Origin of the sequence: Pseudomonas sp. PB101, from assembly GCF_009764265.1 — a bacterium.
GTDB lineage: Bacteria > Pseudomonadota > Gammaproteobacteria > Pseudomonadales > Pseudomonadaceae > Aquipseudomonas.
This window is the reverse complement of record NZ_RWIR01000021.1, coordinates 32333-54819: the sequence shown is the minus strand read 5'-3', so window position 1 is coordinate 54819 and position 22487 is coordinate 32333. Positions and strand designations below refer to the sequence as shown.

Below are 22487 nucleotides of genomic sequence, written 5' to 3'. Positions count from 1 at the left end.
CTCGTGTCTCTGATCGCTTCTGACCACTTCCGCATCGTTGTCGGCCTCGGCAAGAGCGGCATGTCTCTGGTTCGCTTCCTGGCGAACCGGGGCGTGGCGTTTGCAGTGGCCGATACGCGGGAAAACCCACCGGAACTGGCCACGCTCAAGCGTGACTATCCGCACGTGGAAGTGCGTTGTGGCGAGCTGGACGTCGAATTCCTCTGCCGTGCCGACGAGCTCTACGTGAGCCCCGGCCTGGCGCTGGCGACACCGGCCCTGCAGGCGGCCGCCGCCCGTGGCGTGAAATTGTCCGGCGACATCGAGCTGTTCGCGCGTAACGCGAAGGCGCCGATCGTCGCCATCAGCGGTTCCAACGCGAAAAGCACCGTGACCACGCTGGTCGGCGAAATGGCGGCGGCGGCAGGCAAGCGTGTGGCCGTCGGCGGCAACCTCGGCACGCCGGCGCTGGACCTGCTGAACGATGACATCGAGTTGTACGTGATGGAGTTGTCGAGCTTCCAGCTGGAAACCACAGACCAGCTCAACGCTGAAGTGGCGACCGTGCTCAACATCAGCGAAGACCACATGGATCGCTACAGCGGTCTGCCGGCCTACCACCTGGCCAAGCACCGGATCTTCCGTGGAGCGAAGCAGTTCGTGGTCAACCGTCAGGACGCCCTGAGCCGTCCACTGATGGGCGAGGGCCAGCCGTGCTGGACCTTCGGCCTGACCAAACCCGATTTCAAAGCCTTCGGTATCCGTGAAGAAGGCGGCGAGAAATACCTGGCCTTCGAATTCCAGGACCTGATGCCGGTGCGCGAATTGAAGATTCGTGGTGCCCACAACCAGTCCAACGCCCTGGCGGCCTTGGCCCTGGGTCATGCAGTCGGCCTGCCGTTCGACGCCATGCTGTCGAGCCTGCGCACCTTCGCCGGTCTCGAGCATCGCTGCCAATGGGTCCGCGATCTCGACGGCGTGGGCTACTACAACGATTCCAAAGCCACCAACGTGGGTGCCGCGCTGGCGGCCATCGAAGGCTTGGGCGCGGACATCGAAGGCAAGGTCGTGCTGATCGCCGGCGGTGACGGCAAGGGTGCCGATTTCAAGGACCTGCGCGATCCGGTGGCGGCCAACTGCCGCGCCGTGATCCTGATGGGCCGCGACTCCGACAAGATCGGCGAGACCATCGGCGACGCGGTACCGCTGATCCGCGCCGGTTCCCTGGTCGAAGCCGTCGAGCAATGCCGCGCTGTCGCCCAGCCGGGCGACGTGGTGCTGTTGTCGCCGGCCTGCGCCAGTTTCGACATGTTCAAGAACTACGAAGACCGTGGTCACCAGTTCGTCCAAGCCGTGGAGGATCTGGCATGAGTCTCAAAGGCATCATCAAGCCATATCCATCGCCGCTCATCACCGGACGCGGGATCGACCTCGACTTCCCGATGCTCGCCGGTTGCCTGACGTTGCTCGGCCTCGGCCTGATCATGATCGCCTCGGCATCGACCGAAGTGGCGGCTGTGCAGTCCGGCAGCGCTCTGTATTACATGATTCGCCACCTTATTTACGTGGTGCTGGGCCTGGGTGCCTGCATCGTCACCATGATGATCCCGATCGCCACCTGGCAACGCCTGGGCTGGCTGATGCTGCTGGGGGCGTTCGGCTTGCTGGTGATGGTGATCATTCCGGGGATCGGCCGTGAGGTTAACGGCTCGATGCGCTGGATCGGCTTCAGTTTCTTCAACGTTCAGCCTTCCGAGATCGCCAAGGTGTTCGTGGTGATCTACCTCGCCGGTTATCTGGTACGCCGCCAGAAAGAAGTGCGTGAAAGCTGGATGGGCTTTTTCAAGCCGTTCATCGTGCTGCTGCCCATGGCCGGCCTGCTGCTGATGGAACCGGACTTCGGTGCCACCGTCGTGATGATGGGGGCCGCGGCGGCGATGCTGTTCCTTGGCGGCGTCGGGCTGTTCCGATTTTCCCTGATGGTGGTACTGGCCGTCGGCGCGGTGGTGCTGTTGATTCAGATGCAGCCGTATCGAATGGCGCGTCTGACCAACTTTGCCGACCCGTGGGCCGACCAGTTCGGTGCCGGCTATCAGTTGTCCCAGGCATTGATCGCTTTCGGTCGCGGCGAATGGCTGGGCGTCGGCCTGGGCAACAGCGTGCAGAAACAGTTCTACCTGCCGGAAGCCCACACGGACTTCGTGTTCTCGGTGCTGGCCGAGGAGCTGGGCGCGGTGGGTTCGTTGTGCACCGTGGCACTGTTCGTCTTCGTGTGTATTCGCGGCATGTACATCGGTTTGTGGGCCGAGAAGGCCAAGCAGTTCTTTGCGGCTTATGTGGCATACGGTCTGTCGTTCCTGTGGATCGGCCAGTTCCTGATCAACATCGGTGTAAACGTCGGTCTGCTGCCGACCAAGGGTCTGACCCTGCCGTTCCTCAGTTACGGGGGTAGTTCGTTGGTGATCTGCTGTGCCTGTCTCGGCTTGTTGCTGCGCATCGAGTGGGAAAGTCGAACCCACCTGGGCAGCGAAGAGATGGAGTTCCATGAGAGCGACTTCGCCGAGGAGCCGCACCATGGGCGCTAACGTGATGATCATGGCTGGCGGTACCGGTGGCCACGTGTTCCCGGCGCTGGCCTGTGCCCGCGAATTCCAGGCGCGCGGCTATACCGTGCACTGGCTCGGCACTCCGCGTGGGATCGAGAACGATCTGGTGCCGGCGGCCGGTATCGAACTGCATCGGATCAACGCCAGCGGTCTGCGCGGCAAGGGCAAGCTGTCATTGCTCAAGGCACCGTTCATGTTGTTCAAGTCGGTCTGGCAGGCACGGGCGATCATTCGCCGTCTGCAACCGGTCTGCGTCGTGGGTTTTGGTGGTTTTGTGACCGGGCCTGGTGGCGTCGCGGCCAAGCTGGCCGGCGTACCGGTGATCGTTCACGAACAGAACGCCGTGGCTGGTACCGCCAATCGGTTGCTGGTGCCGTTGGCCGCCCGAGTCTGTGAAGCGTTCCCCGACACCTTTACCCTGTCGGACAGCCGCCGGACCACTGGTAATCCGGTGCGCACCGAGCTGTTCCTCGAAACATCGCGACCTGCCTTGGCCGGTCGCAAGGCGCGTTTGCTGATCCTGGGCGGAAGCCTGGGCGCAGAACCGTTGAACAAATTGCTGCCTGAAGCCCTGTCGCAAGTCGCTGCCGACTTGCGTCCGGAGGTGTTCCATCAGGCCGGTAAAAACCACGATGAAGTGACTGCAGAGCGCTATCGCGCGGCTGGCGTCGAGGCGCAGGTGCAGCCCTTCATCAAAGACATGGCCCAAGCCTACGGCTGGGCCGACCTGGTGGTATGTCGCGCAGGCGCGCTGACCATCAGTGAACTGGCCGCCGCCGGTCTGCCCTCGATGCTGGTGCCTTTGCCCCATGCCATCGATGATCACCAGACCCGCAACGCCGAATATTTGGCCCGTGAAGGCGCAGCCTTCCTGATGCCGCAAAGAACGACCGGCGCAGCGGATCTTGCCGCTCGCCTGACAGAGGTCCTGATGCAACCACAACGACTCAACGAAATGGCTACCGCGGCACGCCGCCTGGCCAAACCCGATGCCACCCGCAACGTCGTCGATAGCTGCCTGGAGGTGGCCCATGGTTGAGAGTCAGAAAGCCATGCCGCAACCGGAAATGCGCCGCATCCGTCGCATCCACTTCGTCGGTATCGGCGGCGTGGGCATGTGCGGGATCGCCGAAGTATTGCTGAACCTGGGTTATGCCGTGTCCGGCTCCGACCTGAAGGCTTCACCGGTAACCGAGCGCCTGGAGTCCTTCGGGGCGCAGATTTTCATCGGCCACCGCGCCGAGAACGCCGCTGCCGCCGACGTGCTGGTGGTGTCTAGCGCCGTGAACACGTCCAACCCGGAAGTCGCCACCGCGCTGGAACGCCGTATTCCGGTGGTGCCGCGTGCCGAGATGCTGGCTGAGCTGATGCGTTATCGCCACGGCATCGCCGTTGCCGGTACCCACGGCAAAACCACCACCACCAGCCTGATCGCTTCGGTGTTCGCCGCCGGTGGCCTGGACCCGACGTTCGTCATCGGTGGCCGCCTGAATGCCGCGGGCACCAATGCCCAGCTCGGCACCAGCCGCTACCTGATCGCCGAGGCCGACGAAAGCGACGCCAGCTTCCTGCACTTGCAGCCACTGGTGGCCGTGGTCACCAACATCGACGCCGATCACATGGCGACCTACGACGGTGACTTCAACAAGCTGAAGAAAACCTTCGTCGAGTTCCTGCACAACCTGCCGTTCTACGGTCTGGCGGTGGTGTGCCTGGACGACCCGGTAGTGCGTGAAATCCTCCCGCAGGTCAAGCGTCCGACCGTTACCTACGGCTTCGGCGAAGACTGCGACGTGCGCGCCATCAACGTGCGCCAGCAAGGCATGCAAACCTTCTTCACCGTGCTGCGCCCAGACCGCGAGCCGCTGGATGTTTCGGTGAACATGCCTGGCAACCACAACGTACTGAACTCGCTGGCGACCATCTGCATCGCCACCGACGAAGGCGTCAGCGATGAAGCCATCGTCCAGGGCCTGTCCGGATTCCAGGGTGTCGGCCGACGCTTCCAGGTCTACGGCGAACTGCCGGTGGAAGGCGGCAATGTGATGCTGGTGGATGACTACGGTCACCACCCGACGGAAGTCGCGGCCGTGATCAAGGCCGTACGCGGCGGCTGGCCGGAGCGCCGCCTGGTGATGGTCTACCAGCCACACCGTTACAGCCGCACCCGTGACCTGTACGACGATTTCGTCAATGTACTGGCCGACGCCAACGTCCTGCTGCTGATGGAAGTCTATCCGGCCGGCGAAGAGCCGATTCCGGGCGCCGACAGCCGCAAGCTGTGCAACAGCATCCGTCAGCGTGGCCAGCTCGATCCGATCTACATCGAGCGTGGTGTCGACCTCGCGCCAGTGGTCAAGCCGCTGCTGCGTGCCGGCGACATCCTGCTGTGCCAGGGCGCCGGTGATATTGGCGGTCTCGCACCAAAACTGTTGAAAAGCGAGTTGTTCGCCGGTGCCGTTGCCGCGCCGGAGAAGGGGAAGTTGAAATGAGTGCTGCCTACGCCAACCTGGTCTCCACGATCGCGCCGAAAGACTTCGGCCGCGTCGCCGTGCTGTTCGGCGGCAAGAGTGCCGAGCGCGAGGTGTCCCTGAAGTCGGGCAACGCGGTGCTCGATGCACTGCAAAGCGCCGGTGTCGACGCGTTCGGCCTCGACGTGGGCGATGACCTGCTGCAGCGCCTGCTCAATGAAAAGATCGACCGCGCCTTCATCATCCTCCACGGTCGTGGCGGTGAAGACGGCAGCATGCAGGGCCTGCTCGAATGCCTGGGCATTCCGTACACCGGCAGCGGCATCCTCGCCTCGGCGCTGGCCATGGACAAGCTGCGGACCAAGCAGGTCTGGCACAGCCTGGGCATTCCGACGCCCCGTCACGCGGTACTCGGCAGCGAGGCCGATTGTATTTCGGCGGCGACGGAACTGGGCTTCCCTTTGATCGTCAAACCGGCCCATGAAGGTTCAAGTATCGGTATGGCCAAAGTGAGTTCCGCGTCCGAATTGATCGACGCATGGAAAGCGGCCAGTACCTACGATTCGCAAGTGTTGGTCGAGCAATGGATTCACGGTCCGGAGTTCACCATCGCCACCCTGCGTGACCAGGTGTTGCCACCGATTGCCCTGGGCACGACGCACAGCTTCTACGACTACGACGCCAAGTACATCGCCAACGATACCCAGTACCGCATCCCGTGCGGTCTGGACAGCGCCAAGGAAAAGGAACTCATGGACCTCACGGCGAAAGCCTGTGAAGCGCTGGGTATCGCCGGTTGGGGCAGGGCAGACGTGATGCAGGACGCCGAAGGGCGGTTCTGGTTCCTGGAAGTCAACACCGCACCGGGCATGACCGATCACAGCCTGGTGCCGATGGCGGCCCGTGCTGCCGGTCTGGATTTCCAGCAACTGGTCCTGGCCATTCTGGCCGAGAGCGTTGCCGGCAATAAAGAGCCAAGAGGTTAAGAGCATGCAAGGCGCACAGCTGAGACATCAGCCCCCCGCATCGCCCGGCCGCAAGCCGGTGCCGCGGGGTGCCAGCCGAATGGTGGCCAAAGAGCCGATGTCCGCGCGCCTGCCGAAAGCCAACTTCGGTTTTCTCAAAGCGTTGTTCTGGCCGGTGCTGCTGGTGGCTTTGGGGTTCGGTACCTATGAGGGCGCGACACGCTTGCTGCCATATGCCGACCGGCCGATCACCAAGATCAACGTGCAGGGCGACTTGAGTTACATCAGCCAGCAAGCGGTGCAGCAGCGGATCGCCCCGTACGTGGCGTCGAGCTTCTTCACCATCGACCTGGCGAGCATGCGCACCGAGCTGGAAACGATGCCATGGATTGCCCACGCCGAAGTGCGCAGGGTATGGCCGGATCAAGTGGTGATCCGCCTGGAAGAACAACTGCCGGTGGCCCGTTGGGGCGACGAGTCGCTGTTGAACAACCAGGGCCAGGCCTTCACCCCGCGTGAACTGGCGAACTACGAACATTTGCCTCAGCTGTTCGGCCCACAACGGGCCCAGCAGCAGGTGATGCAGCAGTACCAGGTGTTGAGTCAGATGCTCCGGCCTCTGGGCTTCTCGATTGCACGCCTGGAGTTGCGCGAACGCGGCAGCTGGTTCCTGACCACCGGCCCCGGCAGTGCCGGCCCGGGAATCGAACTGCTGCTTGGCCGCGGCAACCTGGTGGAAAAGATGCGCCGCTTTATCGCCATCTATGACAAGACGCTCAAAGAACAGATTACGAACATTGCGCGCATCGATCTGCGCTACGCCAACGGCCTCGCTGTTGGCTGGCGGGAACCTGTAGCGCCCACGGCAGCCCAACCCGCTGTCGCGAAGAATTAAGAAGAGGCAGGACCCATGGCAAACGTGCAAAGCGGCAAAATGATCGTCGGTCTCGATATCGGCACCTCCAAGGTGGTGGCGCTGGTGGGCGAGGTCGCGGACGACGGCACGCTGGAAATCGTCGGGATCGGTACCCATCCATCCCGTGGCCTGAAAAAAGGCGTGGTGGTGAACATCGAGTCCACCGTGCAATCGATCCAGCGCGCCATCGAAGAAGCGCAGCTGATGGCTGGTTGCCGCATTCACTCGGCGTTCGTCGGCGTGGCCGGCAATCACATCCGCAGCCTGAACTCCCACGGCATCGTGGCGATTCGTGATCGCGAAGTCAGCTCGGCGGACCTTGAGCGCGTGCTCGACGCCGCCCAGGCCGTGGCGATCCCGGCTGACCAGCGCGTGCTGCACACCCTGCCGCAGGATTACGTGATCGATAACCAGGAAGGCGTTCGCGAGCCTCTGGGCATGTCCGGCGTACGTCTGGAAGCCAAGGTCCACGTGGTCACCTGCGCCGTCAACGCCGCACAGAACATTGAAAAATGCGTGCGTCGCTGCGGTCTGGAAATCGACGACATCATTCTCGAACAGCTGGCTTCCGCCTATTCGGTACTGACCGATGACGAGAAAGAGCTGGGCGTGTGCCTGGTGGACATCGGTGGCGGCACCACCGACATCGCGATCTTCACCGAAGGCGCGATCCGTCACACCGCGGTGATCCCGATTGCCGGTGACCAGGTGACCAACGACATCGCCATGGCGTTGCGCACTCCGACCCAGTACGCCGAAGAAATCAAGATCCGCTACGCCTGCGCCCTGGCCAAGCTGGCCGGTGCCGGTGAAACCATCAAGGTGCCAAGCGTCGGCGACCGTCCGCCGCGCGAACTGTCCCGCCAGGCCTTGGCCGAAGTGGTCGAGCCGCGCTACGACGAACTGTTCACGCTGATCCAGGCCGAACTGCGCCGCAGCGGCTACGAAGACCTGATCCCGGCCGGCATCGTGCTGACCGGCGGTACGGCGAAGATGGAAGGCGCTACCGAGCTGGCCGAGGAAATCTTCCACATGCCGGTGCGCCTGGGCGTGCCGCATGGCGTGAAAGGCCTGGATGACGTAGTGCGCAACCCGATTTACTCCACCGGCGTCGGCCTCTTGATGTACGGCCTGCAGAAGCAGTCCGACGGCATCTCGTTCTCGGGCATCGGCAGCCGCGACAGCTACAGCAATGAAGAGCCACAGGCTCCGCTGCTGGACCGCCTGAAGAAGTGGGTCCAGGGCAATTTCTGAAGATTTACCGCTACACCGTTACACCGAAGCACGCAGTAGGCGAAAAAACTAGAGAATGTAAAGGAGAGGGAAAATGTTCGAACTCGTAGACAACATCCCCGCAAGCCCGGTAATCAAGGTTATCGGTGTCGGCGGTGGCGGCGGCAACGCTGTCAACCACATGGTCAAGAGCAACATTGAAGGCGTCGAGTTCATCTGCGCCAACACTGATGCCCAGGCGCTGAAATCCATCGGCGCGCGCACCATCCTGCAATTGGGCACCGGCGTGACCAAGGGCCTGGGCGCTGGCGCCAACCCTGAAGTAGGTCGTCAGGCCGCTCTCGAAGATCGTGAGCGCATCGCCGAAGTCCTGCAGGGCACCAACATGGTGTTCATCACCACGGGCATGGGCGGCGGTACCGGTACCGGTGCTGCGCCGATCATCGCCGAAGTGGCCAAGGAAATGGGGATCCTCACCGTTGCGGTGGTGACCCGTCCGTTCCCGTTCGAAGGCCGCAAGCGCATGCAGATCGCCGACGAAGGCATCCGTCTGCTGTCTGAAAGCGTCGACTCGTTGATCACCATCCCCAACGAGAAGCTGCTGACCATCCTCGGTAAAGACGCAAGCCTCTTGTCGGCTTTCGCCAAGGCTGACGATGTACTGGCCGGTGCCGTTCGCGGTATCTCCGACATCATCAAGCGTCCGGGCATGATCAACGTCGACTTCGCCGACGTGCGTACCGTGATGAGCGAAATGGGCATGGCAATGATGGGCACTGGCTGCGCCAGCGGTCCGAACCGTGCACGCGAGGCCACCGAAGCGGCCATTCGCAACCCGCTGCTGGAAGACGTGAACCTGCAAGGCGCTCGCGGCATCCTGGTAAATATTACCGCCGGTCCGGATCTGTCCCTGGGTGAGTACTCCGACGTGGGTAGCATCATCGAGGCATTCGCTTCCGAGCACGCGATGGTCAAGGTCGGTACCGTTATCGATCCGGACATGCGCGACGAGCTGCACGTGACTGTCGTTGCCACAGGTTTAGGCGCTAAAATCGAGAAGCCTGTAAAGGTCATCGACAACACCGTCCACACGTCGATGGCTGCACAGCCTCAACAACAGGCCCCTGTTCGTCAGGAAGCTCCAGCGGTGAACTACCGTGACCTGGACCGTCCGACCGTCATGCGCAACCAGGCTCAGGCCGGTGCTGCGACTGCCGCGAAGATGAATCCGCAAGATGACCTGGACTACCTGGACATCCCGGCTTTCCTGCGTCGTCAGGCCGATTGATGAAATGTATCAGGGGTATTAGGGTGATTGGTGTTCAGCAAAGGTCTGGTCTGCTATCATCGCCAGCCTTTGTTGATACCAGTTCGCAATTTGCGCTGAAGCGGCCCATGCCATGATTAAACAACGCACCCTGAAGAATATTATCCGTGCCACAGGTGTCGGCCTGCACTCCGGGGAGAAGGTCTACCTGACCCTCAAGCCAGCGCCTGTCGACACCGGCATTGTGTTTTGTCGCGCCGACCTCGATCCCGTGGTGCAGATTCCTGCCCGCGCGGAAAACGTTGGTGAAACCACTATGTCGACCACGCTTGTTAACGGTGACGTCAAAGTGGACACGGTAGAGCACCTGCTCTCGGCCATGGCAGGCCTGGGCATCGATAACGCCTACGTCGAGCTCTCCGCGTCCGAAGTCCCGATCATGGATGGTAGCGCCGGACCTTTCGTATTCCTGATTCAATCGGCTGGCCTGGAAGAACAGGACGCCGCCAAGAAGTTCATCCGCATCCTGCGTGAAGTGACAGTGGAAGATGGCGACAAGCGCGCTACTTTCGTCCCTTTCGAAGGGTTCAAGGTGAGCTTCGAGATCGATTTCGATCACCCGGTTTTCCGTGACCGCACCCAAAGTGCAAGCGTGGATTTTTCCAGCACTTCGTTTGTAAAAGAAGTCAGCCGCGCCCGTACCTTTGGTTTCATGAGTGACATCGAGTACCTGCGCAAGCACAACCTCGCACTCGGCGGCAGTGTTGAAAACGCTATTGTGGTCGACGCCGATGGCGTACTGAACGAAGACGGCCTTCGCTATGAAGACGAATTCGTGAAGCACAAGATTCTCGATGCAATTGGTGACCTCTACCTGTTGGGCAATAGCCTGATTGGTGAGTTCAAGGGCTTCAAGTCCGGCCACGCACTGAACAACCAGCTGCTGCGCAAGTTGATTGAGCAGACAGATGCCTGGGAAGTCGTGACGTTCGAAGACGCCAGCACTGCACCGATCTCTTACATGCGCCCGGTTGCGGCCGTGTAAGCAAAAAAACCTCTCTAGTTTTTTAAAGGCCACCTTCGGGTGGCCTTTTTTTATGCCTTGGCGCACACCACCCGGTTACGTCCCCCGTCCTTGGCCTGGTACAGCGCCTTGTCCGCGCTGAACAGCAATTGTTCCAGGTTCATATCGCTGGCCGCCGTCCAGGTGGCAATGCCGATGCTCACGCTCATCGGCGGTTCACCGACGTCCACCAGCGGCAGTTTTTGCACCGCTTCACGAATATGTTCGGCAATCTGCGATGCACCCTCACTGCCTGTTTCGGCCAGGACCACCGAAAACTCTTCGCCTCCGTAGCGTGCCACCAGGTCTGTGGGGCGATGGACATTGGCGCTGATGACCTCGGCCAATGCCCGTAGCGCTTCGTCGCCAGCCTGGTGCCCGTGTCGGTCATTGAAGGCCTTGAAGTGATCGGCATCGATCATCAGCAATGACAACGGCTTACCGCTGCGTTGCGCACGAAACCATTCATGGCGCAGGGCTTGATCGAGGGACCGACGGTTGGCCACGCCGGTCAAGGCATCGGTGGCTGCCAGTTGCGCCAGTTCCTGCTCGGCACTTTGACGCAGGCGCAGTTCGCGGCAGAGCAGCCAGGTCAGCCACAACAAACCGATGCACAAAACCCCGGTAGCCCCGCTGATCACATAGGCCGTGCGGTTCCAGGTGGCGAACACTTCATCGATGGAAAGGGCCACGATGACGGTCAGCGGCAGATTGCCGACCCGGGTAAAGGTGTAGAGGCGTCGTTGATGGTCGACGCTGGACACGCTTTCGAAGGTACCGCTGCGCTCTTGCAGCATGCGTATGACGTTGGGGCGGCTGGAGAAGCTTTTGCCGATGGAGTTTTGTTCCCGGTGCGGTTTCTGCGCCAACAGAATCCCGTCATCGTTGATGATGCCCAACGTGCTGCCGCTGCCGATGTCGAGGCTGTTGAACAGTTGGTCGAAGTAGCTCAGGCGCATCGACGCCACCGCGACCCCGAGAAACTCTCCCGTGGGAGAGGAAATGCGCCGGCTCAAACTGATACGCCATTCGTCGCTGTCTTCGCAGTCGCAGCGCGGCTTGAACGGTCGGCTGATAAACATGCCGGTGTCGCGATTGAAAGCATGGGCCAGGAAGTAATCGCGGTCAGCGAAATTACCCGGTTTCGGTTCGATCAACGACGAGTCGGCCAGCACTTCGCCGTGCTTGTCCAGCAACAGGATGTCGCCCTTGTAGCGCGCGGTGGTAGAGCGGTCGAACAGCACCAGATGACGGACCTGCGGCGAAACCTGCTTCAGGTCGTCCCGCTGGGCGGCGGCAATCAGGCCCTGCAAGGTCAAATCATAGAGCTCGACCGTCCGCAGGACATCGGCATCGATCAGTTGCGCAATGGTGGTGGCGCTGCGTGTGGCGGTCTGCTGGGCATTGGCGTGCTCGCGGATCAGCAGGAACGTGACGATGCACAGGATCGAGATGACCGTCAGCGTGCTGCCGAAGATCACCAGGATTTCGGGACGCCCGGGCGGGCCTTGAAAATGTGGGGTGCGGCTTGCGGTCATAGGGCTGAGGTCTGCTGGATGAACGTAGTAAGCGTAGTTCCATATAGGCAGCAGCCGAGTGAATCGTTCCTGTTGTTCTGACGATTGATCAATCGCCCGGGCATCAGGGCCTTTCGTTGCAAAAAATGTAATGAAGGTTGAGTTTCCACCATAAAAAAAGCCGCTGACAGCAGCGGCTTTGGGGACAACCTTTCAAAGGGAAGAGCCGATGAAAAGTGTCGGGGAAAGCAGGGCGACAGGTGCAGGTCAGCTGTCTTTCCCGGCCTGTGGCCGGGACTGGGTGCTGGATGCTTGCGGGGCCTGGGTGTCTTGCACGGCCTTGGCCGTCATCTCGATCCGGTGCTCTTCGAACGCCGCGGCGCGTGCGGTGTTATGCGCGACGAACGTCTGCGATTCTTCCGCCATCGCCAATGGCGACAGGAACAAAGAGGACAAAACGAAAGCGCTGACAATACCCATACTGTTGGACATCTTTAAAACCTTCTTGCTTGGCAAGTGCTGTTTGGTGCGGGCAAAGATAAGGATATGCGGCGAGGGGAAAAAGAGCGGATTCATGAAAGGACTGTTGCTGTTATGGCAACAGTTGGTTGACTGTTCAACCCAAATCCAATGTGGGAGCGAGCCTGCTCGCGATAGCAGCACCTCGGTCCTTGAGTTGTACCGAGTCGCCTGTATCGCGAGCAAGCTCGCTCCCACAAAGAAAGAGGGTTTCAGACGGGAAGATGAATCCCGAACGTATTCATCCCCTGATCACTGCGCACAAACACATCCCCACCATGCATCAACGCAATAGCCTTGACGATGGCCAGCCCAAGGCCATGGTTGTGGCCGCTGTTGCTGCGAGACGCATCGACCCGGTAGAAGCGTTCGAACAGCCGTGGCAGGTGTTCGCGGGCAATCGGCGAGCCGGGGTTGGCGACACCGATGCTGACCTGGTGTTCTGCGGCTTCAATGTGCACCTCGATGACTTGCCCGGGCGCGGTGTGCTGCACCGCGTTGTTCAGCAGGTTGATCAGCGCCCGGCGCAGATGGGCGATCTCGATGTGCACTTGCGCGTCACCACTGACTTCAACCCGGACCTGGGCGTCTTCGAGAATGAAGTCCAGATACTCCAGGGTCGTGGCCACCTCATCGGCCAGCGAGGTCGAGGTGAGCTTGGTCGCCTTGCTGCCCTGATCGGCGCTGGCGAGGAACAGCATGTCGTTGATGATCGAGCGCAGTCGCTCAAGCTCTTCGAGGTTCGATTGCAGCACTTCGAAGTAATGTTCGGCGGAGCGTCCGCGGGTCAGTGCGACCTGGGTCTGGCCGATCAGGTTGGTCAGTGGCGAGCGCAATTCGTGGGCGACGTCGGCGTTGAACGATTCAAGGCGCGAGTACGCTTGCTCAACCCGTTCCAGGGTCGAGTTGAACGAGCTGACGAACTGGTCGAGTTCCGGTGGCAAGGGTGACAAGCGCAAGCGCCCCGAGCGCAACGGCGGAGCCAGGCGCTGGGCCTCCTGGGACAGTTTGATCAACGGCTTGAGGCCGATCCGCGCCACCCAGTAACCCAGTGCCGAGGCCAGCAGTACGCCGACGATCGCCAGGCTGATCAGCGCGATCAGCAGTTGATGCTGGGTGTGGAAAAACGTCTCGGTATCGATGGCGATCATGAAGCGCAGCGGTGGGCGCTGATCCTTGGCCGGGAACTCGCTGACCAGCACTTTCAGCGGATACGGGTGCTCCGCCAGATGCATGTCGCGCGTGCCCAGCGGCCCTTGGGCAAAGGCGCGGACCTGCGGGGTCAGGTTGCCGTATTCGTAGTGCGGATCGCCGCTGATGATCCAGAAACTGATGCGCTTGTCTTCTTCGCTCAGCAGGTTGAGCTTGTTGTTGATCTTCACCCAATGCTCGGGTGTGCCGTAACGGCCGACCGTGGATTCGAGCACGCTGTAGCGCGCATCCAGTTCGGCTTCCGGTAGCAGGCCAAGGCCTTTGTCGACCTGTTGGTACAACGCCCAGCCGATCAACAGGAACACCAGCAACGCCACCAGCGTAAACATCCCGCTTAAACGCAGCGCGATCGAGTTACTGGACACCACGGCTCTCCAGCACATAACCCATGCCACGAATGGTGTGCAGCAGTTTTTCTTCGAACGGCCCGTCGAGCTTGGCCCGCAGGCGTTTGATCGCGACTTCGACGACGTTGGCGTCACTGTCGAAATTGATGTCCCAGACCATTTCGGCGATGGCGGTTTTCGAGAGGATTTCACCCTGACGCCGGGCCAGCACACTGAGCAGCGAGAACTCCTTGGCGGTCAGGTCCAGCCGTGCGCCAGCTCGAGTCGCCTTGCGGCTGATCAAATCTATCCACAGGTCGGCGATGCTCACCTGCACCGGCTCATGGCCGCCGCTGCGCCGGGTCAGCGCTTGCAGGCGCGCCACCAGTTCAAGGAAGGAAAACGGTTTGCCCAGGTAGTCATCGGCACCGTCACGCAGGCCCTTGATACGGTCTTCTACACGTTCGCGGGCGGTGAGCATGATCACCGGGGTTTGCTTGCGCGCACGCAAGGCGCGCAACACGCCGAAGCCGTCGAGGCCCGGCAACATCACGTCGAGGACGATCACCGCGTAGTCGCTCTCCAGCGCCAGGTGCAGGCCTTCGACCCCATCCCGTGCCAGGTCCACGGTGTAACCCTGTTCCGTCAGGCCGCGGTGCAGGTAGTCCGCGGTTTTTTCCTCGTCTTCGATAATCAGAACGCGCATGACCCCGCCTCAGTCTGTGGTCACCAGCGCCGGTACGGGCGCAGGTTCAGGTCGATGGAATAGCCGCTCAAGCCACAAGTATATGACCGGCGTGGTGAACAGCGTCAGCGCCTGGCTCACCAGCAAGCCACCGACCACCGCGATCCCCAACGGCTGGCGCAGTTCGGCGCCGGTGCCGTAGCCGAGCATCAGCGGCAGGGCGCCGAGCAGGGCGGCGAGGGTGGTCATGATGATCGGCCGGAAGCGCGTGATGCAGGCCTTGAAGATCGCCTCCTCAGGCGACAGGCCGCCATTGCGCTGCGCCTCGAGGGCGAAGTCGATCATCAGGATACCGTTTTTCTTGACGATACCGATCAGCAGCACCAGCCCGATCAGCGCCATGATCGAAAAGTCCTGGCCGCAGATCCACAGCATGATCACCGCGCCGAGGCCCGCCGAAGGCAAGGTCGAAATGATCGTCAGCGGGTGCACGAAACTCTCGTAGAGCACACCAAGAATGATGTACACCGCCACCAGCGCCGCGAGGATCAGCCACGGCTGGCTGGCCAGCGAACTCTGGAACGCCTGGGCCGCACCCTGGAAATTGCCGCTGATGGCGGCCGGCATGCCGATGTCGGCCTTGGCCTGGTTGAGCATGATCACCGCATCGCCCAACGCCACGCCGGGCGCCAGGTTGAACGACAGGTTGGCGGCCGGGAACATGCCGTCATGGGCGATGGACAGCGGGCCGATGGTCGGCGCATCGAACCTGGCCAGGGCCGACAACGGCACCATTTCTCCACTCAGGGGCGAGCGCAGGTAGAAATAGTTGAGGCTTTCGGCTTTGCCGCGCTGCTTGGTGTCCAGTTCCAGGATCACATTGTATTGATTGACCTGAGTCTGGAATTCGTTGATCTGGCGCTGACCGAACGCATCGTACAGCGCCTCGTCGACGTCGCTGGCGGTCAGGCCGAAACGGGCTGCCGCGCTGCGGTCGATGCTGATATGGGTGATGCTGCCGCCCAGTTGCAGGTCGTTGGAGATGTCGCGGAAGGCCGGGTTGGCGCGCAGTTTTTCCGTCAGGCGCTGGGTCCAGGTGCTGAGGGTCGCGCCGTCATTGCTCTTGAGCACGTATTGATACTGCGCACGGCTCGGGCCGGAACTGAGGTTGATGTCCTGCCCGGCACGCAGGTACAGGACAATGCCCGGCACTTTCATCAGTTGCGGACGAATCCGGTCGATGAACTCGCTGGCGGAGACGTCGCGGTCGCCGCGTTTTTTCAGAGTGATCCAGAAGCGGCCGTTGGCGATGGTCTGGTTGCTGCCGGAAACTCCGACCGAGTGCGAAAACGTTTCCACGGCAGGGTCGGCGGCGACGATTTCCGCCATCGCCAGGTGTTTTTTCACCATGTCGCCGTAGGAAATATCGGCAGCGGCTTCGGTGGTGCCGAGGACGAAACCAGTGTCCTGGATCGGGAAGAAGCCTTTGGGAATGAAGATGTAACCGGCGACGGCCAGAGCCAGCGACAAAGCGAATACACCGATCATGCTTTTCTGGTGGGCGAGGGCGCGGCGCAGGCCTTTTTCGTACCACGCCAACAGGCGTTCACCGAAGCCCGGTTTGTCGTGGGCGTGATGCACCGGCGCGCGCATGAACAGCGCCGCCAGCGTTGGCGCCAATGTCAGGGAGACCACCACCGAAATCATGATGGTCGAGGTGGCGGTCAGGGCGAACTCCTTGAACAGCCGCCCGACCACGCCGCCCATGAACAGCAGCGGAATGAACGCCGCCACCAGCGAAAAGCTGATCGAGACCACGGTGAAGCCGATCTCGCCGGCGCCCTTGATCGCTGCTTCGCGCATGCCGTCACCGGCCTCCAGATGGCGGTGTATGTTTTCCACCACCACGATCGCATCGTCGACCACAAAGCCCACGGCCACCACGATCGCCACCAGCGTCAGGTTGTTCAGGCTGAAACCCATCACATACATCAGGGCGAAACTGGCGATCAGTGACACACCGAGTACCGCGGATACGATCAGCGTGGCCGACAGCTGGCGCAGGAATAGCGCCATCACCGCCACCACCAGCATGATGGCAATCAGCAGGGTGATTTCCACTTCATGCAGCGAAGCGCGGATGGTCTGGGTGCGGTCGATCAGCACCTTGACCTGCACCGAGGCGGGCAACATGGCTTCCAGCGCCGGCAACGCCGCCTGAATGCGGTCCACGGTCTCGACGATGTTGGCCCCCGGCTGGCGGAAGATCACCAGGTTGACCCCCGGTTGCGAGCCCGCCCAGGCCTGGACGTAGGCATCTTCCGAACCGTTGACGACTTTGGCGACATCCTTGAGGTGAACCGGTGCGCCATCCTTGTAGGAAACGATCAACTGGCTGTATTCGTCGGGATGGAACAACTGGTCATTGGTGGACAGGGTCGAGATGCTCGACTCCCCGTACAACGCACCTTTGGCCAGGTTAAGGCTGGTCTGCTGGATGGCCAGGCGGATGTCGGCCAGCGTCAGGCCGATGGCCGCCAGTTTGTCCGCCGAAACCTGGACACGGATCGCCGGACGCTGCTGACCGGTGATGGAGACCTGGCCTACGCCGTCGACCTGGCTGAGCTGACGGGACAACAGGGTTTCCGTCAGGTCGCTGAGTTCCGGGCCGGGCATCTGCGAGGAGTTGACGCTGAGGATCAGCACCGGGCTGTCGGCCGGGTTGACCTTGCGCCAGGTCGGCAGGTTCGGCATGTCCTTGGGCAACTTGCCGGCAGCGGTGTTGATCGCCGCCTGGACTTCCTGGGCGGCGGTGTCGATGCTCTTGTCGAGGGTGAATTGCAGGGTCAGGTTGGTCGAGCCCAGTGCGCTGCTCGAGGTCATCTGGGTCACGCCTGGAATGGCGCTGAATTGCACTTCAAGGGGCGTGGCCACCGAGGACGCCATGGTTTCCGGGCTGGCGCCGGGCAGTTGCGCGGCCACCTGGATGGTCGGGAATTCCGCCTCCGGCAAGGGCGCTACCGGCAGGCGCGGAAACGCGATGACACCCAGCAGCACCAGGGCGAACGTCAGCAGGACCGTGGCCACCGGGTGGTCGATGCACCAGGCGGATATCGAACCTTGGCCCTTCATTGCGCGGCCTCCGATTGCACCACTTGCGGCGGCTCGGTCATCACCTGCACCGTCGAACCCGGTTTGAGCCGCGACTGGCCATCGCTGACCAGCACATCACCGGGCTTCACGCCTTTGATGATGTCCAGGCCGCTGCCTTGATAGACCATCTGCACCTGCACGGCTTCGACCTTGTCGCCATTGACCCGGTACACGAAGTGCTGATCGAGGCCGCGTTGTACGACTGTCGGCGGCACCACCAGCGCATCTTTGTCCAGGGCTGTCTGAATCTTTACCGTCACCAGCAGGCCCGGCCAAAGCTTCTGGCCCTGATTGTCGAACTCGGCCTTGGCGCGGATGGTGCCGGTGTTGGCGTTGATCTGGTTGTCGATCAGGGTCAGATGGCCTTCGCCGAGCAGGTTGCCGGTTTCGCCGTCGGTGTCGGCACCGATGTAGGCCTTGACCCGGGCGTGCTGTGGGTCGTTGATCAGGCCCTGCAGGGTCGGCAGCATTTGCTGTGGCAGGGAGAATTCCACGGCGATCGGGTCGATCTGGGTCACCGTGAACAGGCCTTGGGTGTCGGTCATGCGCAGGAAGTTGCCTTCGTCGACGGTACGAATGCCGACACGCCCGCTGACCGGGGAGCGAATTTGTGTGTAGGAAAGTTGTACCTCAGCGGAATCAATCGATGCCTGGTTGCCTTGGGCCGTGGCCTTGAGCTGATTGACCAGCGCCTGTTGCTGGTCGTAGGTCTGCTTGGACACGCCGTCGTCGACACTCAACAGCTTGTAGCGCTTGAGGTTGACCAGTGCCACTTGCAGTTGCGCCTGGCTTTCGCCCAGTTGTGCCCGGGCCTGGTCGAGGCTGGCGCGGATCGAGCGGTCGTCGATGGTGGCCAGCAGGTCACCTTTTTTCACCAGTTGGCCTTCCTTGACCATGATTTTGGTGAGAATGCCGTCGATTTGCGGGCGGACCACGACGCTGTGCAGGGACAACACCGAGCCGATGCCGCTGACGTAGCGCGGCACGTCTTTTTCGGCGACGGCGACCACGCGCACGGGGATGGCGCTGGGGGTGGCGAGTTTGGCCTTGGCCGGTTTGATGGCGTACCACAGGCCCAGCGCTGCCAGGACGATCAGAAGGGCGACGAGCAGGGCGGGGTTTTTCTGGATTCGCATGCGAGTGGGGCGCCGGGGCTGGGTTTTGGGTCGAAGGGGAGTTTCCTTTATAAACCTGTTTGGTGGTCAGGAGGGTGACGGCTAACTGACGGCGCTGTCAGTTTTGTGTCTTGGCGGCCTCTGGGCCGACCATGTTGTGGGTGACCGTGTACATATCCGTTTCTTCGGTAACGGCGGCTGGCGGTTTCGCCCTTACGGCGAGTCCCTTTTGGCAAACGCCCGGAGTGCCGGCCCAGCCAAAAGGAACCAAAAGGTCTCGCCCCGAACGTCCGGCCCCTCGCTGGGGCTCGGCGTTCCTTCGCTCCGACATTCATCCGGGGGCATTGCCCTCCGGTCGGCTTCGCTTCGACCTACATGCAATGAGTTCGACTGCGTCGAACGGCGCTGCGCGCCAATCCCCGGATGAACGCCTCCGCTCAGCCTCCCGAGGGGGCGGGTGGATCAAGATCAAGAGCTGCAGGCGAGCTAACGCTCGGCCTGTTGAGTGGTGAGCCGATCTGCTGTTGCTCCTCTGTAGGAGCGAGCCTGCTCGCGATGGACGTCAACGATAACGCGGGAAACCTGACTCACCCCGGCGCCCTCAGGTTTTTCGCGAGCAAGCTCGCTCCTACGGAGATGCACGCCGATCTGCTGTTGCTCCTACAGGTATGCGCGTCAATTCGCCACCCGAACCCCACCCAGACTCCCGCTCAATTCATACGCCGCCAGTTCCGCCTGATGCGCCGCCAGCAATTCCGGCAACGATCCACGCAGATACTCGACCCAAGTCTTGATCTTCGCATCCAGGTACTGGCGCGAAGGGTAGATCGCATACAGGTTCAGCTCCTGCGAGCGGTATTTGGGCATCACGCGGACCAGCGTGCCGCTGCGCAGGCCTTCGATCGCGGCGTACAGCGGGAGGACGCCTACGCCCATGCCGCTGATGATCGCGGATTTCATCGCGTCGGCGGAGTTCACCAGGAAGGGTGAGCTGTTGATGGTGACCATTTCCTGGCCATCGGGGCCGTCGAACGCCCATTTTTCCAGCGGGATCACCGGGCTGACCAGGCGCAGGCAGGCGTGGTTGAGCAGGTCGCCGGGTTTTTGTGCGCAGCCGTTGGCTTTGACGTAGGCCGGCGAGGCGCAAACGATGCTGTAGGTGATGCCCAGGCGCTGGGAGACGAAACCCGAGTCCGGCAGTTCGCGGGCGAGGACGATGGACACGTCGTAGCCTTCGTCGAGCAGGTCCGGCACGCGATTGGCCATGGTCAGGTCGAAGGTCACGTCCGGGTGGGTCTTGCGGTAGCGGGCGATGGCGTCGATCACGAAGTGCTGGCCGATGCCGGTCATGGTGTGCACTTTCAGTTGTCCGGCCGGGCGGGCGTGGGCGTCGCTGGCCTCGGCTTCGGCTTCTTCGACATAGGCCAGGATCTGCTCGCAGCGCAACAGGTAGCGCTTGCCGGCTTCGGTCAGGGCGATGCGGCGGGTCGTTCGGTTGAGCAGGCGGGTTTGCAGGTGGGCTTCCAGGTTGGAGACCGCGCGCGAGACGTTGGCCGTGGTGGTGTCCAGTTGCAGGGCGGCGGCGGTGAAGCTGCCGGCCTCGGCCACGTAACTGAAGGCGCGCATGTTTTGCAAAGTGTCCATGGGGTGCTCTCGAGTGCGATGGCAAATTGTGACACGAAGTTTCAGGGGCTGAGACCCCCGACTTACGGATTATCTCGCTAACGGTAACAAAGATTCACAAGAATCCCAGCTTATCGCCATCAAAGCCCACCCATAGAATTGCGCGGACTGTAGGAGCCGGCTTGCTGGCGATGGCATCGCTGCGGTCATCCAGATGCACCGCGGTGTCTGCATCGCCAGCAAGCCGGCTCCTACAAAATCTTGTGCCTCCCTCCATTTCAGGAAATCGCAGCAGTGCCGCGTCGCATCAGCAGAGCGCTTCAGTCGCTCAGTGTTTTGGCTTTATCCCTGGCAATCAGCGGCTGCATCGGAACCGGAGGTATTGCCCCGCAGGGCAAGGCGCTGGAGGCCAATTCACTGGCCACCGACGAAGCGATCCAGAGCGCCGCGCAAGATGCGCACTGGCCCACCGCGCAATGGTGGCAGGCCTACGGCGACCCGCAGTTGAACCGCTGGATCGATCTCGCCTTGCAAGGCAGCCCGAGCCTGGCCATGGCCGCTGCCCGGGTACGCCAGGCCAGGTCCATGGCCGGCGTCGCTGAAGCGGCCGAATCATTGCAGATCAATGGCGAGTCCACCCTCAAGCGTCATAACTGGCCTACCGACCCGTTCTATGGCCCTGGTGAGCTGGCCAACAGCACCACCTGGGACAACAACGCAGCGCTGGGTTTCAGCTATGCCCTTGACCTCTGGGGCCGCGAAAGCAATGCCACGGAGCGCGCCGTGGACCTGGCGCACATGACGGTCGCCGAGGCGCGGCAGGCCCAGCTCGAATTACAGGACAACATCGTCCGGGTCTACATCGAGCTCTCGTTGCATTACGCGCAACGGGACATCGTCGAAGCGACCTTGAAGCAGCAACAGCAGATTCTCGAGCTGGCGCAAAAACGCCTGAACGGTGGCATCGGCACCCATTTCGAGGTCAGCCAGGCCGAGACGCCGCTGCCGGAAACCCATCGCCAACTCGATGCCCTCGACGAAGAAATCGCCTTGAGTCGCAACCAGCTCGCCGCTCTCGCCGGCAAGGGGCCGGGTGAAGGCGCGCGGTTGCAGCGGCCAACGTTGTCGCTGGGTGCGCCGCTGAAGCTGCCTTCTTCGTTGCCAGCGCAATTGCTCGGGCAGCGCCCGGACGTCGTCGCCAGCCGCTGGCAAGTGGCGGCGCAGGCGCGGGGTATCGATGTCGCCCATGCCGGTTTCTACCCCAACGTCGACCTGGTCGGCAGCCTCGGCTACATGGCCACCGGCGGTGGGGCGCTGGAGTTCCTGACCGGCAAGAAGCTCAACTACAGCGTGGGGCCGGCGATTTCGTTGCCGATCTTCGATGGCGGACGTTTGCGTGGGGAGTTGGGGGAGGCCTCGGCCGGGTATGACATCGCCGTGGCCAGGTACAACCAGACCCTGGTCAATGCCCTGAAGAACATCTCCGACCAGTTGATCCGCCGTGAGTCCATGGACAAGCAACAGGCCTTCGCCGCCGAGTCGGTGGCCACCGCGCAGAAGACTTACGACATCGCGATGATCGCCTACCAGCGTGGCTTGACCGACTACCTCAACGTGCTCAACGCCCAGACCCTGCTGTTCAAGCAGCAGCAAGTGCAGCAGCAGGTTCAGGCGGCGCGGTTGAGTGCTCACGCTGAACTGGTGACGGCGTTGGGCGGTGGTCTGGGGGCGGGCAACGATGTGCCGAAAGACAGCCAGACAGCAGCACCGAAAACCCCGAGCCTTTTGCGTTGAACACAAAACCTGTGGGAGCGAGCTTGCTCGCGATGAGGGCGGC

General features: G+C 61.9%; 17 protein-coding genes. 10 read left to right on the top strand and 7 right to left on the bottom strand.

All coding sequences use genetic code 11. The features are described from left to right. The first annotated feature begins 3 nt into the window (after window positions 1-3). The 9 genes from murD to lpxC all read left to right on the top strand — a co-directional run bounded on the left by murD (window position 4) and on the right by lpxC (window position 10482). Complete coding sequence (murD, locus tag EI969_RS06500; protein ID WP_160386669.1) at window positions 4-1350, top strand: UDP-N-acetylmuramoyl-L-alanine--D-glutamate ligase; 1347 nt, start codon at window positions 4-6, stop codon at window positions 1348-1350. Continuing rightward, window positions 1347-2564 carry a putative lipid II flippase FtsW gene (gene ftsW / locus EI969_RS06495; RefSeq protein WP_007972603.1) on the top strand — a complete coding sequence of 406 codons (1218 nt, stop codon included), beginning with the start codon at window positions 1347-1349 and terminating at the stop codon, window positions 2562-2564. The genes murD and ftsW overlap by 4 nt, the downstream gene beginning before the upstream one ends. Next, window positions 2554-3624, top strand: coding sequence for an undecaprenyldiphospho-muramoylpentapeptide beta-N-acetylglucosaminyltransferase (gene murG / locus EI969_RS06490; protein ID WP_160386667.1), 1071 nt, complete (start codon window positions 2554-2556; stop codon window positions 3622-3624). The genes ftsW and murG overlap by 11 nt, the downstream gene beginning before the upstream one ends. Beyond that, window positions 3617-5077, top strand: coding sequence for a UDP-N-acetylmuramate--L-alanine ligase (murC, locus tag EI969_RS06485; protein ID WP_160386665.1), 1461 nt, complete (start codon window positions 3617-3619; stop codon window positions 5075-5077). Before murG ends, murC begins: the two co-directional genes overlap by 8 nt. Next, a complete protein-coding gene (locus EI969_RS06480) occupies window positions 5074-6042 on the top strand; it encodes a D-alanine--D-alanine ligase (RefSeq protein ID WP_160386663.1) in 969 nt (322 codons plus the stop codon). Before murC ends, EI969_RS06480 begins: the two co-directional genes overlap by 4 nt. A 4-nt stretch (window positions 6043-6046) precedes the next feature. Beyond that, complete coding sequence (locus EI969_RS06475; RefSeq protein WP_160386661.1) at window positions 6047-6916, top strand: cell division protein FtsQ/DivIB; 870 nt, start codon at window positions 6047-6049, stop codon at window positions 6914-6916. Window positions 6917-6931: 15 nt separating this feature from the next. Further along, window positions 6932-8191: a cell division protein FtsA gene (ftsA, locus tag EI969_RS06470; protein ID WP_007972611.1), complete on the top strand. Its 1260-nt coding sequence runs from the start codon at window positions 6932-6934 to the stop codon at window positions 8189-8191. 73 nt (window positions 8192-8264) lie between these two features. Then, window positions 8265-9458: a cell division protein FtsZ gene (ftsZ, locus tag EI969_RS06465; protein WP_046041931.1), complete on the top strand. Its 1194-nt coding sequence runs from the start codon at window positions 8265-8267 to the stop codon at window positions 9456-9458. Between the two features lie 112 nt (window positions 9459-9570). Then, window positions 9571-10482, top strand: a complete 912-nt coding sequence (gene lpxC, locus EI969_RS06460) for a UDP-3-O-acyl-N-acetylglucosamine deacetylase (protein ID WP_007939852.1) — start codon at window positions 9571-9573, stop codon at window positions 10480-10482. A gap of 50 nt (window positions 10483-10532) precedes the next feature. Here lpxC and EI969_RS06455 read toward each other — a convergent pair whose 3' ends face one another. The 7 genes from EI969_RS06455 to EI969_RS06425 all read right to left on the bottom strand — a co-directional run bounded on the left by EI969_RS06455 (window position 10533) and on the right by EI969_RS06425 (window position 20671). Further along, entirely contained in the window at window positions 10533-12038 is a 1506-nt protein-coding gene (locus EI969_RS06455) for a sensor domain-containing diguanylate cyclase (protein WP_160386659.1), read from the bottom strand. A 246-nt stretch (window positions 12039-12284) separates the two neighbouring features. Next, window positions 12285-12509 (bottom strand): hypothetical protein, encoded by a 225-nt coding sequence (locus EI969_RS06450; protein WP_160386690.1) that lies wholly within the window; start codon window positions 12507-12509, stop codon window positions 12285-12287. A 239-nt stretch (window positions 12510-12748) separates the two neighbouring features. Beyond that, complete coding sequence (locus tag EI969_RS06445) at window positions 12749-14113, bottom strand: heavy metal sensor histidine kinase (RefSeq protein WP_160386657.1); 1365 nt, start codon at window positions 14111-14113, stop codon at window positions 12749-12751. Further along, a complete protein-coding gene (locus EI969_RS06440) occupies window positions 14103-14780 on the bottom strand; it encodes a heavy metal response regulator transcription factor (RefSeq protein ID WP_160386655.1) in 678 nt (225 codons plus the stop codon). The genes EI969_RS06445 and EI969_RS06440 overlap by 11 nt, the downstream gene beginning before the upstream one ends. Window positions 14781-14789: 9 nt before the next feature. Beyond that, a complete protein-coding gene (locus EI969_RS06435) occupies window positions 14790-17891 on the bottom strand; it encodes a multidrug efflux RND transporter permease subunit (RefSeq protein WP_160386653.1) in 3102 nt (1033 codons plus the stop codon). Continuing rightward, window positions 17888-19048: an efflux RND transporter periplasmic adaptor subunit gene (locus EI969_RS06430; protein ID WP_160386651.1), complete on the bottom strand. Its 1161-nt coding sequence runs from the start codon at window positions 19046-19048 to the stop codon at window positions 17888-17890. The genes EI969_RS06435 and EI969_RS06430 overlap by 4 nt, the downstream gene beginning before the upstream one ends. A gap of 654 nt (window positions 19049-19702) precedes the next feature. Next, on the bottom strand, window positions 19703-20671 hold the full coding sequence (locus EI969_RS06425; RefSeq protein ID WP_160386649.1) for a LysR family transcriptional regulator: 969 nt from the start codon (window positions 20669-20671) through the stop codon (window positions 19703-19705). 273 nt (window positions 20672-20944) lie between these two features. On the opposite strand from EI969_RS06425, the gene EI969_RS06420 reads away from it, so the two are divergent. Then, window positions 20945-22444 (top strand): efflux transporter outer membrane subunit, encoded by a 1500-nt coding sequence (locus EI969_RS06420; protein ID WP_160386648.1) that lies wholly within the window; start codon window positions 20945-20947, stop codon window positions 22442-22444. The last annotated feature ends 43 nt before the right edge of the window (window positions 22445-22487 follow it).

Bases quoted from the DNA above. Each gene is read 5' to 3' on its own strand.
- ftsW (WP_007972603.1), top strand. From the start codon at position 1,347: ATGAGTCTCAAAGGCATCATCAAGCCATATCCATCGCCGCTCATCACC.
- murG (WP_160386667.1), top strand. From the start codon at position 2,554: ATGGGCGCTAACGTGATGATCATGGCTGGCGGTACCGGTGGCCACGTG.
- murC (WP_160386665.1), top strand. From the start codon at position 3,617: ATGGTTGAGAGTCAGAAAGCCATGCCGCAACCGGAAATGCGCCGCATC.
- EI969_RS06480 (WP_160386663.1), top strand. From the start codon at position 5,074: ATGAGTGCTGCCTACGCCAACCTGGTCTCCACGATCGCGCCGAAAGAC.
- EI969_RS06475 (WP_160386661.1), top strand. From the start codon at position 6,047: ATGCAAGGCGCACAGCTGAGACATCAGCCCCCCGCATCGCCCGGCCGC.
- ftsA (WP_007972611.1), top strand. From the start codon at position 6,932: ATGGCAAACGTGCAAAGCGGCAAAATGATCGTCGGTCTCGATATCGGC.
- ftsZ (WP_046041931.1), top strand. From the start codon at position 8,265: ATGTTCGAACTCGTAGACAACATCCCCGCAAGCCCGGTAATCAAGGTT.
- lpxC (WP_007939852.1), top strand. From the start codon at position 9,571: ATGATTAAACAACGCACCCTGAAGAATATTATCCGTGCCACAGGTGTC.
- EI969_RS06455 (WP_160386659.1), bottom strand. From the start codon at position 12,038: ATGACCGCAAGCCGCACCCCACATTTTCAAGGCCCGCCCGGGCGTCCC.
- EI969_RS06450 (WP_160386690.1), bottom strand. From the start codon at position 12,509: ATGTCCAACAGTATGGGTATTGTCAGCGCTTTCGTTTTGTCCTCTTTG.
- EI969_RS06440 (WP_160386655.1), bottom strand. From the start codon at position 14,780: ATGCGCGTTCTGATTATCGAAGACGAGGAAAAAACCGCGGACTACCTG.
- EI969_RS06435 (WP_160386653.1), bottom strand. From the start codon at position 17,891: ATGAAGGGCCAAGGTTCGATATCCGCCTGGTGCATCGACCACCCGGTG.
- EI969_RS06430 (WP_160386651.1), bottom strand. From the start codon at position 19,048: ATGCGAATCCAGAAAAACCCCGCCCTGCTCGTCGCCCTTCTGATCGTC.
- EI969_RS06425 (WP_160386649.1), bottom strand. From the start codon at position 20,671: ATGGACACTTTGCAAAACATGCGCGCCTTCAGTTACGTGGCCGAGGCC.